Origin of the sequence: Candidatus Westeberhardia cardiocondylae (assembly GCA_001242845.1) — a bacterium.
Classification (GTDB): Bacteria; Pseudomonadota; Gammaproteobacteria; order Enterobacterales; family Enterobacteriaceae; genus Westeberhardia; species Westeberhardia cardiocondylae.
Window position 1 is genome coordinate 502,414 of the sequence record LN774881.1, and the last position, 19,809, is coordinate 522,222.

The following is a 19,809-nucleotide window of genomic DNA, read 5'->3' on the forward strand; positions in this document are numbered from 1 at the left end:
AAAATAAATATACTTTACAAAAATGAAAGGAAAAATTATATTTATGATGTTATCTCTATTTCATATTTCGATTTTATCAACTATCCTATTTATAATAGGATTTTCAGGAACAATATTTTGTAGAAATCTATTATCCATATTTTTATCAATAGAAATCATGACAAATTCTGCATCCATAATATTTGTTGCAGCTGGAAACTTTTGGAAAAATATAGACGGACAAATTCTATACATAACTATCATGACTGTAATTGCTTCAGAAGCGAGTATTTTTTTAATACTATTATTACAATTACACAAAAAAATAAATACCTTAAATATTGCAAAATATTAATGAGATAAACAATAATGAACCTATTATTCTTAATACCAATATCTCCCCTAATAGGGTTCTTGTTATTAACATATCCAAAATGGAAAAATAACAAAACATATTCAACCTCAATAGGAATAGGAAGTATTGGAATATCTGCTATTATCAACGCTTGGGTGGGAATAAAATTTTTACTCCTAAACAATGAAAAAGAAAAAATCTATTTTAAACAACACTTATGGGATTGGATTTCATTAGATAAATTTAACATTACAATAACACTACATTTAGATGGATTATCATTTACTATGATGTCAATCATAGTTAATATCGGATTTATTATTCTTCTTTATTCCACGTGGTATATGAATATGAATAAAGATTATGCTTGCTTTTTTTCTTATACTAATTTATTTATGTCAAACATGATATTTCTTGTATTAGTTGATAATTTATTATCAATGTATTTTTTTTGGGAAATTGTTGGTTTTTGTAGCTACCTTTTGATAGGTTTTTATAATAAAATACCTAAAAATGGAACAGCAGCAATAAAATCTTTTATAACAACAAGAATTAGTGACATATTTTTGTTATTATCATTACTTTTAATATATACACAATTAGAAACTCTAAATTTTCACAATTTATCACAACTAGATGAGAAAAATTCCCCTATTATCAAAATTTCAATTTCGATATTATTACTAATTGGAGCAATAGGAAAATCTGCACAATTTCCTTTTCATACTTGGTTAACAAGTGCGATGGTCGGACCCACACCAGTGTCCGCACTAATTCATGCAACTACCATGGTAACTTCTGGAATATATTTAATTGCTAGAACTCACGAAATATTCATCAATACACCAAAAATATTAAATATACTTTGCATACTAAGTATAATAACAATATTAATTTCAGGAACCTCAGCTTTAACACAAAAAAATATAAAAAAAATCTTAGCTTATTCTACTATTAGTCAATTAGGATACATATTTCTTTCTCTTAGCATACAAGCATGGCATGCTGCTATATTTCATTTAATGATTCATTCATTTTTTAAAGCTCTGTTATTCTTATCTTCGGGTGCATTAATTTTAGCATGCAATCACGAACAAAATATTTTCAAAATGGGTGGATTACAAAAAACCTTACCTTTAATTTATATATCTTTTATGATAGGAAGTTCTGCATTAACAGGAATTCCTTGGATCAGTTCAGGATTCTATTCAAAAGAACAAATTTTTCATTTTATACTTCAACATAATAATATATTAATATTAGGAGAAATTTTAGGAACACTCCTTACTACAATGTATACATTTAGAATGATCTTTATAATATTTTATGGAAAATCAAAAATTATTCCAAAGAATAAAAAAAATATTTTTTGTAACTTCTCTTTATTCATTCTCTCAATATTATCAACATTTATAGGTTCGTATATTACACCACCATTAAAAGAAATATTTCCGAAAAACAATCAAGAAATTCCAATTAATATATTTCAAGTACAATGGATATATGGAACCCTAATAATAATTGGAAGTTATTTTATAACAAAATTTTGGATCGAAAAAAAACACACTTTAAAAGATTTTAAAAAACTCATGAAATTACAAAATTCTATATCATCATTTTTTTACCAAGGATGGAAATTAAACTTAATATATGAATATATATTACAAAGACCGTATTATAAAATAATTCAATACGTATCAAAAGATCCAATAAATAAATACTTCGAAACATACTTAATCATAATAATTAATTACATAACACACATTTTTTTAAATATTGAAAATAACAAAAAAATATATAAATGGTATATACCATCAATAGGAATAAATATTATTTTAATAATAACATTTTTATTTTTTCTTTCCGATTACACAAAACTTAAATAAAATTTAAACAATTCATAAAATTCTGGTATAATTTCTAAATTAATATTAAACTTTTATTATCAAATTTAGGTTTTCTATGTTATTACCTTACCTAATTCTTATTCCATTTACAGGCGGAATATTATCTTGGCAATTAGAAAAATTTACTAGCAATACAAAAATAATAAAATGGATATCATTAATTTCCACAGTTATGACTTTTGTTCTTTCTATTATAGTTTGGGTACAAGGAGAACAAACATATCAAATTAGTAACAAAACATATCCAAAATGGAAATTAGAATATGTATATCCATGGATATCTGATCTCGGAATAAATATCCATTTCGCAATAGATGGGCTATCTGGTTTAATGATTATACTCAGCGGGTTATTAGGTATGGCGTCCATTCTTTGTTCCTGGTCTGAAATTAATTATAAACCTGGAACATTTTATTTTCATTTGTTATGGATAATAGGGAGTGTAATAGGGATATTTTTATCAATCAATATGTTTATTTTTTTTATATTTTGGGAAATAATACTAATTCCAACATATTTCTTAATTATACTATGGGGGTGTCCAACATATAACATTTATGCTCGAATAATTTCAGCAAAAAAACTGCTTCTTTATTTTCAAATAAGTGGACTAATAATGTTAATGGCAATTTTAAATTTGGCATCAATACATTATTATAATAACGGATTTTGGACTTTTGAATACGAAGATTTATTACAAACAAAAACAACAAAAACACTAGAATATCTCAATATGTTAAGCTTCTTTTTAGCTTTCACTATCAAAATACCAATAATACCAATACATGGTTGGGCGGCAACAGTGCATAAACAATCCCCAACCGCTAACTCAATAGAATTAACTAGTTTACTATTAAAAACTGGAGTATATGGATTACTTCGATTCAACTTAACTCTATTTCCTCAAGCTTCTAATCATTTTTCTTATGCAGCCGTATTAATAGGAATGACAAGTATGTTCTATGGAGCTTGGATGGCATACTCTCAAATGAATATGAAAACATTCATCGCTTATACTAATATATCACATATGGGATTAATCATTATTGCAATTTACAGCAACAGCTTAATAGCATATCAAGGTGCTATCATATATATGATAGCAAACACTTTATCATCATCTGGAATGTTCATTATATGTGGACAGTTATACGAACGATTACGAACCCATAATATGAGAATAATGGGAGGATTATGGGATAAACTAAATACCATACCAAAAATTTCTTTATTTTTTTTTGCGGCAACCTTTTCTATACCAGGAACTGGAAATTTTATAGGTGAAATTATTATTTTATTTGGAACATTTCAAAACATGCCTATTATTACAATAATAATATCTTTTTGGTTAATATTCTCCGCTATTTATTCTTTAAAAAAAATGCAACAAGTATATTATGGAAAAAACAAAATAAAAAATCCACTTAAAAAAGTAACAAAAAGAGAAAAATTCATAATTTATCTAATAACATATTCCATAATATTTATCGGGTTATTTCCAAAATCAATAATCAATATATATTTTAATACTATTAATAATATTCATCACTATATTATCACACACAAACATTAACTTTATATAACTTACTTAAAAAATTTTTCTCTATTATGATAAAACTCTCCCAAGAATTAATTGCACTATTACCAATATTCATCATTGGATTTACAATTCTAATAATATTATTAAATATAATATGGACAAAAAACCATACTATCAGTATGTATATAACAAACATAGGATTAAATTTAGCACTTTATTTTATTAAATACCAAAACAACAAAATTCCAATTTATATCACACCATTAATATCCATTGATACATTTTCAATATTTTACACAAATTTAATACTGTTAGGAAACTTAATAAATAGTGTATTATCCTACACGTGGTTAAAATCTGTTCCAAACAATCAAAAAAATGAATTTTATTTATTCATTTTAATCGCTTCCATAGGAAATATAATTTTATGTAGCGCTGAACATTGCATAACAATGTTCGTCGGAATAGAATTAATTTCCTTATCATTATTTGGAATAATAGGATATAACATTCTATACAATAAAGAATCATTAAAAATAATAATTAATTACATAATTTTATCAATGATATCTTCATCATTCTTTTTATTTGGTATTGCTTTAATATATGCATATATTGGAGAACTATCTTTTTGTAAAATAAAAGAATTATTAAATAATTCTATTGTATATTCAAATATTATTTTAATAGCATTGAGTATGATAATAGCAGGACTAGGATTTAAATTATCTCTAGTTCCATTCCATTTAATAATACCAAAATTATACCAAACTTCTCATCCACAAACCATAATATTTTTACTTCTCAATAAAACTACAATATTTTTGACAACATTACGTTTTTTATTACAAACCTCAATAGCACAAAATAAAAATTTTTGCACACTATTAATTGTACTCTCTTCTATCTCCATTATCTTGGGAACATGCATGGCTTTAAAACAAGACAATATTAAAAAACTTCTCAGTTATTCTTCTATTTCTAATTTTGGATATTTAACTATTGGGTTAACTACTATAAAACAAAACTACTCTCTCACTATGGAAGCTATAGGAATATATCTAATTTCCTATCTTTTAGCTAATATAGGTATATTAAATATTATCGATATAATAACACATATTTATTCTAAAAAAAAATTATGCACAAATAAAATCAAAACAAACTCTTTATCCTTTTATAAAGGATTATTTTGGAAACATCCATATATTTCTTTATTACTTACAATTTTCCTTTTATCCTTAGCTGGAATTCCTATGACATTAGGATTTGTTGGAAAAATTTATATTATGACTTTAGGAATACATAATAAAATATATTGGTTAAATATTATTATTATCATTGGAAACACAATAAGCATAATTTACTACATATATATTATCACTATCCTATTTATCCCAAATTCTATAAATAACAAAACTAAATTTCATCTAAACCAATATTATAAAAACATCATAATTCTTACACTATTTACACTGTGTATCATAATACTTGGAATCTATCCAAAACCATTAATTACAATTCTAAAAACCATTAAAACAATAGAAATATAAATAAAACAATAATCATAAAACTTAACTTTTCTAAAAAATAAATTTCACAATTTAAAATTACTTAAATCATCATGAACAATTTCAGAATTAATCTGTCCAACTAAATATGAACCAACTTCTACCTCTTGAGGAGCAACTTGCACATTATCCGAATCCAACCAAAAATCAATCCATGGGATGGGATTAGAAGAAATGTCAAAAATGCAATCTAAACCAACAGCTTGCATACGAACATTAGTGATATACTCTATATATTGACATAAAATGTCTCTATTCAAACCTATCATAGAACCACTATGAAATAAATAATCTGCCCAGTCTTTTTCTTGATTCGAAGCAATTAAAAAAATATCACGACACTCTTTTCTACACTCAACAGATATTTCTCTCATTTCAACATCATTAGAACAAATTAAATTTAATATATTCTGTGTACCAATTAAATGTAACGACTCATCTCGAGCAATTAAACGAATTATTTTAGCATTCCCTTCCATTAATTCTCGTTCAGCAAAAGCAAAAGAACATGCAAAACTAACATAAAATCGAATTGCTTCTAACACATTAACGCTCAACAAGCACAAATAAAGTTTCTTTTTTAGCTCTTTTAAATTAATAATAACAGTTTTATCATTAATTTTATGTTTTCCTTCCCCAAAAAGATGATAATAACTAACATACTTAATAAGACTGTCATAATAACCAGAAATATCTTTTGCACGTTTTAAGATTTCTTTATCACTAACAATTTCATCAAATATACAAGATGGATCATTTACAATATTACGAATAATATGTGTGTAAGATCTAGAATGAATTGTTTCAGAAAATGACCAAGTTTCTATCCAAGTTTCTAATTCTGGAATAGAAACTATTGGCAAAAACGCAACATTAGGACTCCTTCCCTGAATAGAATCTAATAATGTTTGATATTTTAAATTACTAATAAAAATATGTTTTTCATGATCAGGTAAATTTTGATAATCAACACGATCACGAGATACATCAACTTCTTCCGGTCTCCAAAAAAAAGACAATTGTTTCTCAATCAACTGTTCAAAAATTTTATATCTTTGTTGATCAAAACGAACAATATTAACTGATTGCCCTAAAAACATTGGTTCCAACAATTGGTTATTTTTATTTTGAGAAAATGTAGTATAAATCATACAATTTTATCCTTAATCAAATATATAAATAAACGCTTTCCTTTTAAATATCACAACAAGAAAAATCATTCTCTCGATAATTTGTTACTTTTATCGAATTAAAATCTTTCTGGGGATTAATTGAGCCATCACGGGTATTATGATAATATAAAGTTTTCAATCCAAATTTATAAGCAGTTAACAAATCTTTTAACAACTGCGTCATTGGAACTTTTCCATATAAAAAAATAGAAGGATCATAGTTAGTGTTCGCAGAAACAGATTGATCAATAAATTTCTGCATTATACCAACTAGACGTAAATATCCATCATTTCCAGGAATATTCCAAAGAAATTCATACTTATCTTTTAAATGAATAGAATCTGGAATTATTTGTCTTAAAACTCCGTCCTTAGAAGTTTTAACAACCAAAATAGAACGAGGTGGTTCAATTCCATTTGTAGCATTAGAAATCTGAGAAGAAGTTTCTGACGGCATCAATGCTGATAAAGTAGAATTTCTCAAACCATATTTCTTTATTTTTTCTCGCAAAATTTTCCAATCACAATGCAACGGTTCATCAACAATATCATCTATGTCTCGTTTATACGTATCAATAGGAAAAATCCCCTTTGCATAATTTGTTTCACAAAATAACGGACACGATCCATATTCTTTAGCTAAATTACAAGATGCTTGTAATAAATAATATTGCATTGCTTCAAAAGTACGATGAGTTAAATTATTTGCACTACCATCAGAATAACGTACTCCGTTCTTTGCTAAATAATATGCATAATTAATTACACCGATGCCTAAAGATCTTCTACCTATAGCTCCCTTTTTAGAAGAATTTAAAAGATAACTCTGATAATCTAATAATGCATCAAGAGCGCGAACTATTAAATCTGATAAATTATTCAATTCACTAAGATCACTAATACTTCCAAGATTAAATGCAGACAACATACACAAAGCAACTTCTGCATTATTATCATCAATATGTTGTATTGGTTCGGTAGGAAGAGTTACTTCCATGCACAAATTAGATTGACGTATTGGAGCTAAATTAGCATCAAATGCACTGTGAGTATTACAATGATCCACATTTTGTATATAAATACGACCAGTAGAAGCTCTCTCCTGCATCATTAAAGAAAATAGCTCTCTTGCATTAACTTTATTAGAACGAATATTACTATCATTTTCATACATTAAATATAATTCTGAAAATTTTTTTTGATCAGAAAAAAAAGCATCATATAACCCAGGAACATCGGAAGGACTAAATAACGTAATTTTTTCATCTTTTAATAATCGTTGATACATTAATTTATTTAATTGAACAGCATAATCTACATGACGAACTCTATTTTCTTCTATTCCACGATTATTTTTTAATACCAATAAACTTTCTACTTCTAAATGCCAAATTGGATAAAACAAAGTAGCTGCACCACCACGGACACCCCCTTGTGAACAAGACTTAACAGCGGTTTGAAAATGCTTATAAAATGGAATACAACCTGTATGAAAAGCTTCTCCATTTCTTATAGAACTTCCTAATGCACGAATACGACCAACATTAATTCCTAAACCAGCTCTTTGAGAAACATATTTAACAATAGCGCTAGAAGTAGCATTAATTGAATCTAAATTATCATCACATTCAATTAAAACACAAGAACTAAATTGACAACTAGGAGTTCGAACACCTGACATGATAGGAGTTGGAAGAGAAATTTTCCAATTTGATATTGCATCATAAAAGCGTTCTATATAATCTAATCTCACATTTTTAGAATAATTTATAAATATAAAAGCTGCAATTAAAATATATAAAAACTGAACGCTTTCATAAATATCTCCAGTAACACGATCCTGTACTAAATATTTATTTTCAAATTGCTTTATTGCAGCATAAGAAAATTTCATATCTCGAGAATGATCTACAAAACTATTTATTGTAGAAATTTCACTAAAACTATATTTCTCAAGAAAACATTTATCATATTTATTTAATTTCACTAATTTATAAACATGATTATACAATGTTGGGGGAATAAATTGGCCATATGCTTTTTTTCGCAAATGAAATACTGTTAATCTTGCAGCAAGATACTGATAATTAGGATATTTTGGAGAAATCAAATCCGCCGCAGCTTTTATAATAGTTTCATGAATATCAGATGTTTTAATTCCATGATAAAACTGAATACGAGAACGTAATTCTACCTGAGATACAGAAACATCACTTAATCCATGTGCAGCCCAATTAATCACTCGGTGAATTTTATCAAGATTGATATTTTCTTTTCTTCCATTACGCTTTACAACTAATAAAGGTTGACTCACTTTATAACTTCCCTTCGTAATTATTAATATATAACACATTTATTGTGAATGATTCAAAAAATTATAAAGAAAAACACATTTGAATATTAATAAAATACATAAATATACACTTAGTGCTTTAAATTTACTAATGAAACCATAATCAATACTTATACTCTTAATTTTTTTATTTGGATTTAAAAAAAATCTAATACAAAAAACAATATTCAAAATATAAATTTTTAAATATAAAAACAGCACCAAGTATTATATAAAACTTTTTAATACAATGAAATAACTTTTTCTAAAAAAATAAAATTTCGCTAGAATAAAATTCTATTTTCAATAATATTAAAAATTTAAGATAATTTTTAAAAAATTTTTAATAAAAACATCACCTCATAGTATTAAAAACAGAAAATTCCACAAAAATATAAAAATTTTTAAACACAAACCAACAATAAACATAAATGATATATTGAAAACAATATTAAATCTCCGTTTATTAAAAACTAACAAAAGAACATTTTGTGTATAATTAACTACAAAAAAATAATAACTCAATATAAAAAATCCTTATAATATTAAGACTCAATATGATATTCTAAAGTAAATTAAAATATTTCAAAAATTTTCATACAACATGTTACATAATAAAATAAATTTATTTATTGATTAACATACAAAATTTATAAAAATTTAAAATAAACAAAACTAAACAATTATAAATATAATATAAACCAAAAAACATATTCACCAAAATAAATATTAAACATAAAAATAACAAAAACAATAAACTTAAAATTCTAAAATTTTAATTTATAAACATAAAAAATAAACTTCTCTTGATTATAAACGTAAAAAAATATACTATAAATTTTCTTAAACAAAACTTTTCATATAAAATTAACTACATTCCATGAAAAATCAAAACAAAAATATTACAACTGTTTATATTGAAGAAGAACTAAAACAATCTTATTTAGATTATGCCATGTCGGTTATTATTGGCCGTGCGTTACCAGATGTTCGGGATGGATTAAAACCAGTTCATAGACGAATTTTATACGCTATGAATATTCTTGGAAATGATTGGAACAAACCACATAAAAAATCCGCAAGAATAGTTGGAGATGTCATTGGAAAATACCACCCTCATGGAGATAATGCTGTATATGAAACTATTGTTCGAATGGCACAACTATTTTCATTACGATATATATTAATAGATGGGCAAGGAAATTTTGGATCTATAGATGGAGATTCTGCAGCAGCAATGCGATATACAGAAATACGAATGACAAAGATTGCTCACGAATTACTATTCGATTTAAAAAAAAATACTGTCGATTACGTACCAAATTATGATGAAACAGAAAAAATTCCTAGTATTCTTCCAAGTAAAATACCAAATTTATTAATTAATGGATCCTCTGGAATTGCAGTAGGAATGGCAACTAATATCCCCCCACATAACCTCACCGAAGTAATCAACGCTTGTTTAATATACATAAACAACAAAAATGTTACTGTAGAAGATCTTATGAAACACATTCAGGGGCCAGATTTTCCAACTGCTGCTATCATAAACGGAACTAAAGGAATCTACGATGCATACAATACAGGAAAAGGAAAAATCTATATACAAGCACGAGCAAAAATCAAAATAAATAAAAAAAACGGAAGAGAAACTATTATTATTAGTGAAATTCCTTATCAAATAAATAAAGCAAAATTAATTGAAAAAATTGCTAATCTAACAAAAGAAAAAAGAATAGAAGGAATTAGTAATCTACGAGATGAATCTGACAAAGATGGAATACGTATTGTCATTAATATTAAAAAAAATGCAATAGGAAATATCGTGCTTAAAAATTTATATCTACTAAGTCAAATGCAAACATCATTCGGAATAAATATGGTAGCTTTATATAAAGGAAAGCCAAAAACTTTATCTCTCAAAGAAATATTATCCGCATTTTTAGATCATAGAAAAGAAATAGTAACAAGAAGAACAATATTTGAATTGAAAAAAACTAAGGAACGAATTCATGTTCTTAAAGCATTAGCAATTGCAATAGATAATATTGACTCAATTATACCAATAATACAAAAATCTCTCACTTCAACAGAAGCAAAAAAAACCTTAAAAACTTATTCTTGGAATGCAACATTACAATACAAAAAGAATCAAAATATACAAAACACCATTAACAATAACAATTATATAAAAAAAGAAAAAAACAATATTTCTACAAACACCAAAAAAAAACAAAAAAATTATAAATTTATTAAAGAATATTATCTAAGCGAAAAACAAGTCCAATCAATTTTAAATTTAAAATTATACAAATTAACTAATTTAGAAAAAAAACAAATAATAGAAGAATATAGCAATATGCTAGAAAAAAAATATGAACTAATTCATATTTTACAACATTCAAATAAATTAAAAGAAATTATACAACAAGAACTCATCCTAATAAAAAATGAATATAATGATCTAAGAAGAACAAAAATCATAAAATATCCAACAAAAATTCATACTGAAGATTTAATAAATAAAAAAAAAGTCATTGTAACTTTATCAAACCATGGATATGTAAAATATCAACCACTTACAGAATATGATGCACAAAAAAGAGGGGGAAAAGGAAAATCAGCAGCCAATATCAAAAATAAAGATTTCATACATTTTCTATTAGTAACCAACACTCACGATACTATTTTACTTTTTTCTAATCAGGGAAAAGTATATTGGATGAAAGTATACCAATTACCTGAATCTAATCGAACTTCAAGAGGAAGACCTATTGTAAATCTATTACCATTAAAACCTAACGAAAAAATTACCACTATTCTTCCTGTAAAAAAATATGAAGAAGCAAGTCATATTTTTATGGCTACTGCAAACGGAACAGTAAAAAAAACATCCTTTAATGAATTTATTCATCCAAGAAACACAGGACTTATAGCTATTAATTTAAATAAGGGAGATGAATTAATTGGAGTAGATTTAACAAATGGAAATAGCGATATTATGTTATTTTCTTCTTATGGAAAAGTAGTTCGTTTTTCAGAAAAACAAGTACGAAACATGGGTAGAAAAGTAATTGGTGTACAAGGAATTAATCTAAAAAAAGGAGATAAAGTAGTTTCATTAATTATACCAAAAAATAAAAGCCCCATATTAACAATTACAAAAAATGGGTATGGAAAAAGAACAAAACAATCGGAATATCCAAAAAAATCGCGCGCAACCCAAGGTGTTATTTCAATAAAAGTGACAAAAAGAAACGGAAAAGTTGTTAGCGCAGTGCAAGCAGACAATTCTAATCAAATCATGATCATTACCGATGCAGGAACGTTAGTCCGAATTCGCGTGTCTGAAATTAATATTGTTAGCAGAAATACCCAAGGGGTTCGATTAATTCGAACTATAGATAATGAACATGTAGTAGGATTGCAACGCATAATATAAAATACTTTCATATATGCTATTTTTTGAATATAACTAATAAAATAAATCTAAAAATTTTTAATTAACATTACTAATCACTATTTATTATATATTTAGCTTTATTTTGTACAAATATATTATTTCAATACCAATTCATCGTACAAAAATTCAAAATAATATGTAAAAATAAATTAAGCACTACTTATATAAACAAAGTAATAATAAAATTTTTATAATTAAATTTAGTACTTAATTAAATTAAGTAAATCCTGCAACAAAAACTTTTATATACTATTTTTATAGTAACATTTTACTCAATAATTTATTCAATAAAATATATGCAAAATGATCAGAAAATAAATCAACTTAAAATACCTCCACATTCAATTGAAGCAGAACAATCAATTTTAGGTGGATTAATGCTAGATAACAATAGATGGGATGATGTTTTCGAAAAAATAAACGAAAATAATTTTTTTCATTATTCACATAAATTAATTTTTCTAGAAATGCAAAACTTATTAAGTATAGGAAAACCTATTGATTTAATTACCCTATCTGAATCTTTAGAAAAAAAAGGAACATTACAAAAAATAGGAGGATTTTCTTACCTTGCTGAATTATCAAAAAACATACCCAGCGCTGCAAATATTATTGCATACGCTGATATAGTTCGAGAAAGATCTATAATACGAGAAATAATTTCTGTAGCAAATAAAATTGCTGATGCTGGATATAACCCGAAAGGAAGAAATTCTGAAGATATATTAGACTTTGCTGAATCAAACGTATTTCAAATAGCAGAACATTATTTAAACAGAAACACAGGACCTAAAAATATAAATCATATTCTTAATAAAACAATAAAAAATATAGAAAAACTTTACAATAATCCATACAATAATGGAATCACTGGAATTTCCAGTGGATATCAAGATGTAGATAAAAAAACTGCAGGATTACAAAAATCAGATTTAATTATAATTGCAGCAAGACCCGCAATGGGTAAAACTACATTTGCTATAAATTTGTGTGAAAATATTTCTATGACAGAAAATAAACCAGCACTAATTTTTAGCTTAGAAATGTCTAGTACACAAATTATAATAAAAATTATAGCATCATTATCACGTGTTAACCAAACAAAAATCAGAACCGGAAAATTAAAACATGAAGATTGGACCCGAGTGTACAACACTGCTAATATCTTGTTAAAAAAAAATAATATATATATTGATGATTCATCAGATCTTACCCCAATAACTTTAAAATCACGGGCTAGGAGAATATTCAAAGAACATGGAGGTTTAAGTGTAATTATGATAGATTATCTTCAACTTATGCGTGTTCCAACATTATCATACAATAGAACATTAGAAATTACCGAAATTTCTAGATCACTTAAAGAATTAGCAAAAGAATTACAAGTACCAATCATAGCATTATCACAACTAAATCGAAGTTTAGAACAACGATTCGATAAAAGACCTATAAATTCCGATTTACGTGAATCAGGATCTATTGAACAAGACGCGGATTTAATTATGTTTATTTACAGAGACGAACTTTATAATGAAAAAAGTGAAATGAAAGGAATAGCGGAAATCATCTTCAGCAAACAAAGAAACGGACCAACAGGTACTATAAAACTAACATTCAACGGACAATGGTCAAGATTTGACAATTACGCTAATATCTAAAAATTTATAAACACATTATTTTCCATATATTTATACATAAAAATAAAAATTTTAAATTATAAAAATTTTAAATTTTAATTTATTTAGCTAAAATTATTAAATTTATAAAATTAGTACGTACAAATATATAAATAAAAAAAATTTTTTCTCATAAAAACTTTTTTTCAAAAACAAAATATATTTTATTATTCAATATTACAAAAATTTCAATATTTTCCACAATTAACTAATTTTATTTATTTAAAATTAAATTATTCTAAAAATAAATTTCTTTAATTTCAATAACATACAAAACAATATTCATAATACTAAATCCAATTAAACATCTTAGAATTATTTAATTACTTTTTTTAGATAAAATATTTTACAAAATAAAGTTATAAATTTATAAACCAACAAAATTAAATATAAATAATTATCAACACTCAAACTTAATACTATAAATTATACATAAAATCAAATTATTTAAAAGTCGCAATTATATACAAATAATATAATCCATTAAAACAAAAAATAAATCTATAACCATATAACTATACAAATAATCATATTTTCTGATAACATCACATAATATAACTCTTTAACATAAAATTCTATAAAATTTGTAAAACTAGGAGAATATAACAATGAACAGAAGCATTAATAAAGTTATTTTAATAGGAAATTTAGGAAAAGACCCAGAAATTCGTTATATACCAAACAGTGAAATAGCAATAGCTAACATCACTCTAGCCACTTCAGAAAATTGGAAAGATAAAAAAACTAAATGCATCAAAAAAAAAACAGAATGGCATAAAATAATATTATTTGGAAGATTAGCTGAAATCGCAAAAGAATTTTTACGAAAAGGTTCAAAAATTTATGTAGAAGGATCATTACAAACTAGAAAATGGCAAGATCAAAATGGAAAAAATCATTACACAACAGAAATATTAGTTAATTCTAATGGTACTATGCAAATGTTAGGAAATAATTATGATAATACTATGAAAAACAAACAAACTCAAACAAATCATACAAAACTTACAGAAAATAAAGAAAATCTAACCAATATACCAAATAAAAAAAATGAAAACATATCTATAATGGATTTTGAAGATGATATTCCATTTTAATTATCAAAATCCTAAAATACAGGAAACATAAAATTTTTTCTATTTTTTTAATCTTCAAAATAAATATAAATTTAAGTAACATTTTTAAAAATAAAATATTTCTAAATATTAGAAACTAAAGGAAATTTTTTTTCTTTCCAACCAAAGATCCCTTCCTTAAGTACATAAACTCTTTTAAAATCATGCGAAATTAAGTTTTCAGCAAAACTGCGAGAAGAAAAACCATTACTACAAACCAAAACAATAGGTTGATTTCTTATCACATACAATGTATTAAATTTTTTTGATTTAATTTCTTCTGGAAGAAAATTTATACTATTAATAATATGTCCCCTCTTGTACTCACTTCTACTTCGTAAATCAACAATAACTGCATTTTCTCTATTAATTAAATTGATAACATCTGTATGAAAAATTTCTTCAACTTTAGAAAAAAAATTCCAAATAAATAAAAATATTAAAAGAAAAAAAAGAACCAACCATATCATGCTTAATATAAAATGATTCATAAAAAATTGTGTAATTCTTTGCATAAACATTTCACACATAAAATCGTAAAAATAAAAAAAATATAAAAATATTATTAACAAAATTAAATTTTAATAAATAAAACACTATTTATACAAAAAAATCAAATATAAAAAATTAAAATCCTCCAAGTATTCTAAAACTGTTACAACATAACAAAATTATTAATATACAAAATATATCTAACGATAAAACCAATTTTATCAAACATTTCTTCATAAACCAATTAAAAAAACCAAAAATTTTATAAAATTTTCAAACAAACATAGAAAATAAAATAAAACACATGTAAAATTACAAAATAACACATTTTAAAAACATATACATAAATCATAAATTTTATAAAATATTTTTTATAATTATATAACTTAATAAACTATATAAAATATAATTTTATATAAAATACAAATTGATTTTTTAATTCTAATTGAATATTATTAATTTAAAATAAAATTTACAAATAAAAAATTCTACACACACTCTAAATAATGAAAATAAAAAATTGAATTCTATATCTTATTACATTACAAAAAAAACAACACAAAATAATTACAAAAAATACGATTCTAATTTAATCATTTCGAGATAATACTATGATCAACAAACTAAATGCACTACGAAAAATTACAACAATAGTAGCAGATAGCAGTAATATACACGATATACACCGCTATAAACCTCAAGACGCAACTACAAACCCGTCTTTAATACTACATGCTATAAACCAACCAGAATATAAAAAACACATAAAAAAAGCAATATTTTGGTCTAAACAAAAAAATACAAATAATAAAAAAAAACAAGCAAAATATGCAGCAGAATATCTTGCAGTTAGTATTGGGATAGAAATTCTAAAAATTATTCCAGGACGTATATCAACTGAAATCGATTCTCATCTTTCATATAATATTGAATACAGTATAAAAAAAGCAAAAGATCTGATCAAATTATATAATAACGCAAATATTAAAAATAATCGCATACTTATAAAATTAGCTGCAACTTGGCAAGGAATTCGAGCAGCTGAAAAGTTAGAAAAAGAAGGAATAAATTGCAATCTTACATTATTATTTTCATTCGCACAAGCTCGCGCATCTGCAGAAGCAGAGGTATACTTAATTTCACCATTTGTTGGCCGTATTTTAGATTGGTACAAAAACACTTATCCAAAAAAAAAATTTACAAAAAAAAACGATCCAGGAGTAACATCATTAACTGCCATTTATCATTATTATAAAACATATGATTATAAAACAATCATCATGGGAGCGAGTTTTCGAAATATCGAAGAAATTTTATCTCTAGCTGGATGCGATAGACTTACAATATCTCCCGTTTTTCTTGAACAATTAGAAAAAAGTCAAGGAAAAGTAGAAAGAAAACTATTTAAAAAAACAGATAATATAAAACAAAAAAAACCAAAAAAATTAAGTGAAGAAGAATTTCTATGGATGCATCACCAAGATCCAATGGCAGTAGATAAATTAGCGCAAGGAATTAGAGACTTTGCTAATGATCAAGAAAAGTTAGAAAATATATTAATAAAAATGATATAAAATACATCATACTTAAAATCAAAATGTAATCAATTTAAATCAAAACAAATTTAAAAATTTAAGCTTAAATATCAAAATAAAAACCAAAAATAAAAAAATTTCATCACTAATTATCTCGTACAATTAAATATAAATTTATCGCATTTTTACACATATAAATAAAATAAAACATTCGTATTTACTATCTAAAACCCAATATATATAGATCCCAATCTATTTTAACGTAAAATACAACAAAATATTATAATTATTTCAAAACAGTACTAAATAAATGAAAACAAACTTATGACATTCACCACAAAAAACTAAATACCAAATTCAAATACTAAACATAAAATTATCAAATTTTATAATATGCAAACCTATATACAATAAATTTCTCATACAAATAAAATTATATAATAATACGAAAATTATGCTTAATAACAAATTAAAATAAAAAGAAATTTAATAAAAAATTTTAAACAATACAAAAATAAAATAATATTTTTTTTGTTACCCCTTGATGCAGGATCATATTATCCCCATCTTAGAGTAGTATGGATCACATTATTTAGTATATTTTCTATTATACGTTAGTAAACATGCAATATTTTTCACACAATTATGTAAAAAATACTGAACCAATGCAGATTCCTTACCAAAAATAATGAAATATACATAAAAATAAAAACTGAAAAATTTTATCAAAATTTAATTTTGGAGATGTCTTATAATGGCAAAAATCATCGGTATTGATTTAGGTACAACTAATTCCTGTATCGCAATTATTGAAGGTAATAAACCTCGTGTAATAGAAAACAGCGAAGGAGATAGAACAACTCCTTCTGTTATTGCTTATACCCAAGAAGGAGAAATATTAGTTGGGCAACCAGCAAAACGCCAATCCATTACCAATCCAAAAAACACCTTATTTGCTATAAAACGACTAATCGGTCGCCGTTTTAACGACAATGAAATACAACGTGATGTAAATATTATGCCCTATAAAATTATCGCTTCAGAAAACGGTGATGCTTGGTTGCAAATTAAAGAACAAAAAATGGCTCCACAACAAGTCTCTGCAGAAGTATTAAAAAAAATGAAAAAAACAGCAGAAGATTATTTAGGAGAAAAAGTCAATGAAGCAGTTATCACAGTACCAGCTTATTTTAATGATGCACAAAGACAAGCAACGAAAGACGCTGGTCGAATTGCTGGATTAGATGTTAAAAGAATTATCAATGAACCAACCGCAGCTGCGTTAGCATATGGATTAGATAAAAAAACAGGAAATAGAACTATTGCGGTATACGATTTAGGAGGAGGAACATTTGACATTTCAATAATTGAAATTGATCATGTCGATAGCGAGAAAACTTTTGAAGTATTAGCAACAAATGGAGACACACATTTGGGGGGAGAAGATTTCGATAGCCGATTAATTAACTATTTAGTTAATGAATTTAGAAGATATAATGGAATAGATCTTCGAAATGATCCATTGGCTATGCAAAGATTAAAAGAAGCTGCAGAAAAAGCAAAAATAGAACTTTCATCTTCGCAACAAACTGACATTAATCTCCCATATATTACAGCAGATTCTACTGGTCCTAAACATATGAATTTAAAAATGACTCGTGCAAAATTAGAATCACTTGTCGAAAAATTAGTAAATAATACATTAGAACCAGTAAAAGTAGCGTTAAAAGATGCTGGATTATCAATATCCGATATTAAAGACGTAATTCTAGTTGGAGGTCAAACTAGAATGCCACTAGTTCAAAAAAAAGTTTCTGATTTCTTTGGTAAAGAACCCAGAAAAGATGTAAATCCAGATGAAGCAGTAGCAATCGGAGCAGCAGTTCAAGGCGGAGTATTAGCAGGAGACGTAAAAGATGTATTGCTTTTAGATGTAACACCTTTATCTTTGGGGATAGAAACTATGGGTGGAATTATGACAACCTTAATTTCCAAAAATACAACTATACCAACTAAACATAGTCAAATATTTTCTACAGCTGAAGACAACCAATCAGCAGTAACGATTCATGTGTTACAAGGTGAAAGAAAACGAGCAGCTGACAATAAATCATTAGGGCAGTTTAATTTGGATGGAATTTCTCCAGCTATGCGTGGGATACCACAAATCGAAGTAACATTCGATATTGATGCAGATGGAATTTTACATGTATCCGCTAAAGATAAAAACAGTGGAAGAGAGCAAAAAATTACCATTAAGGCTTCTTCTGGACTAAAAGAAGAAGAAATTAAAAAAATGATACAAGAAGCTGAAGTAAATGCTGAATCTGACCGAAAATTTGAAGAACTTATACAAATTAAGAATCAAGGAGACCACTTACTACACAGCACTCGTAAAAAATTAAAAGAATTAGAAAAAGATATTTCTAATAAAGATAAAATTGAAATTGAAAACTCAATAAAAAATTTAGAATCCGCATTAAAACAAGAAAACAAAAAAAACATAGAAGAAAAAATACAAAAATTGATTCAATCATCAAACAAATTAATAGAAGTAGCTCAACAACAAGAAAAATCTAAAAAACAAGAAACTGAATTTACGAAAAAAAAAGACGATAATGTTGTTGATGCAGAATTTGAAGAAGTAAAAGATAAAGAAAAAAAATAAAATA

At 25.4% G+C, this 19,809-nt stretch carries 11 protein-coding genes and 1 pseudogene; 9 read left to right on the plus strand and 3 right to left on the minus strand.

Translation table 11 applies throughout. The annotated features are described in order from the left end of the window. Positions 1-22: 22 nt before the first annotated feature. The 4 genes from nuoK (at position 23) to WEOB_RS01990 (ending at position 5,334) form a co-directional block, all read left to right on the plus strand. Positions 23-334 carry an NADH-quinone oxidoreductase subunit NuoK gene (gene nuoK / locus WEOB_RS01975; RefSeq protein WP_420885185.1) on the plus strand — a complete coding sequence of 104 codons (312 nt, stop codon included), beginning with the start codon at positions 23-25 and terminating at the stop codon, positions 332-334. 14 nt (positions 335-348) lie between these two features. Beyond that, entirely contained in the window at positions 349-2,220 is a 1,872-nt protein-coding gene (gene nuoL / locus WEOB_RS01980; RefSeq protein ID WP_281263867.1) for an NADH-quinone oxidoreductase subunit L, read from the plus strand. A 76-nt stretch (positions 2,221-2,296) separates the two neighbouring features. Further along, positions 2,297-3,814, plus strand: a complete 1,518-nt coding sequence (gene nuoM / locus WEOB_RS01985; protein WP_281263868.1) for an NADH-quinone oxidoreductase subunit M — start codon at positions 2,297-2,299, stop codon at positions 3,812-3,814. A gap of 35 nt (positions 3,815-3,849) precedes the next feature. Beyond that, complete coding sequence (locus tag WEOB_RS01990) at positions 3,850-5,334, plus strand: NADH-quinone oxidoreductase subunit N (protein ID WP_281263869.1); 1,485 nt, start codon at positions 3,850-3,852, stop codon at positions 5,332-5,334. Positions 5,335-5,378: 44 nt separating this feature from the next. Here the strand turns inward: WEOB_RS01990 and nrdB are convergent, their stop codons facing one another. Beyond that, complete coding sequence (nrdB, locus tag WEOB_RS01995; RefSeq protein WP_281263870.1) at positions 5,379-6,503, minus strand: class Ia ribonucleoside-diphosphate reductase subunit beta; 1,125 nt, start codon at positions 6,501-6,503, stop codon at positions 5,379-5,381. A 43-nt stretch (positions 6,504-6,546) separates the two neighbouring features. After that, entirely contained in the window at positions 6,547-8,838 is a 2,292-nt protein-coding gene (gene nrdA, locus WEOB_RS02000; protein WP_281264083.1) for a class 1a ribonucleoside-diphosphate reductase subunit alpha, read from the minus strand. 898 nt (positions 8,839-9,736) lie between these two features. Here nrdA and gyrA point away from each other — a divergent pair. The 3 genes and pseudogenes from gyrA to ssb all read left to right on the plus strand — a co-directional run. Then, positions 9,737-12,286: pseudogene (gene gyrA, locus WEOB_RS02005) on the plus strand (DNA gyrase subunit A); the annotation flags it as partial. Positions 12,287-12,615: 329 nt separating this feature from the next. Next, on the plus strand, positions 12,616-13,977 hold the full coding sequence (gene dnaB, locus WEOB_RS02010) for a replicative DNA helicase (RefSeq protein WP_281263871.1): 1,362 nt from the start codon (positions 12,616-12,618) through the stop codon (positions 13,975-13,977). 626 nt (positions 13,978-14,603) lie between these two features. Continuing rightward, on the plus strand, positions 14,604-15,092 hold the full coding sequence (ssb, locus tag WEOB_RS02015; RefSeq protein WP_281263872.1) for a single-stranded DNA-binding protein: 489 nt from the start codon (positions 14,604-14,606) through the stop codon (positions 15,090-15,092). A gap of 101 nt (positions 15,093-15,193) precedes the next feature. Here ssb and WEOB_RS02020 read toward each other — a convergent pair whose 3' ends face one another. After that, positions 15,194-15,625, minus strand: coding sequence for a rhodanese-like domain-containing protein (locus WEOB_RS02020; RefSeq protein WP_281263873.1), 432 nt, complete (start codon positions 15,623-15,625; stop codon positions 15,194-15,196). A gap of 588 nt (positions 15,626-16,213) precedes the next feature. Here WEOB_RS02020 and tal point away from each other — a divergent pair. Beyond that, entirely contained in the window at positions 16,214-17,176 is a 963-nt protein-coding gene (gene tal / locus WEOB_RS02025) for a transaldolase (protein ID WP_281263874.1), read from the plus strand. Positions 17,177-17,891: 715 nt separating this feature from the next. Continuing rightward, positions 17,892-19,805: a molecular chaperone DnaK gene (gene dnaK / locus WEOB_RS02030; protein ID WP_281263875.1), complete on the plus strand. Its 1,914-nt coding sequence runs from the start codon at positions 17,892-17,894 to the stop codon at positions 19,803-19,805. Positions 19,806-19,809 lie beyond the last annotated feature (4 nt).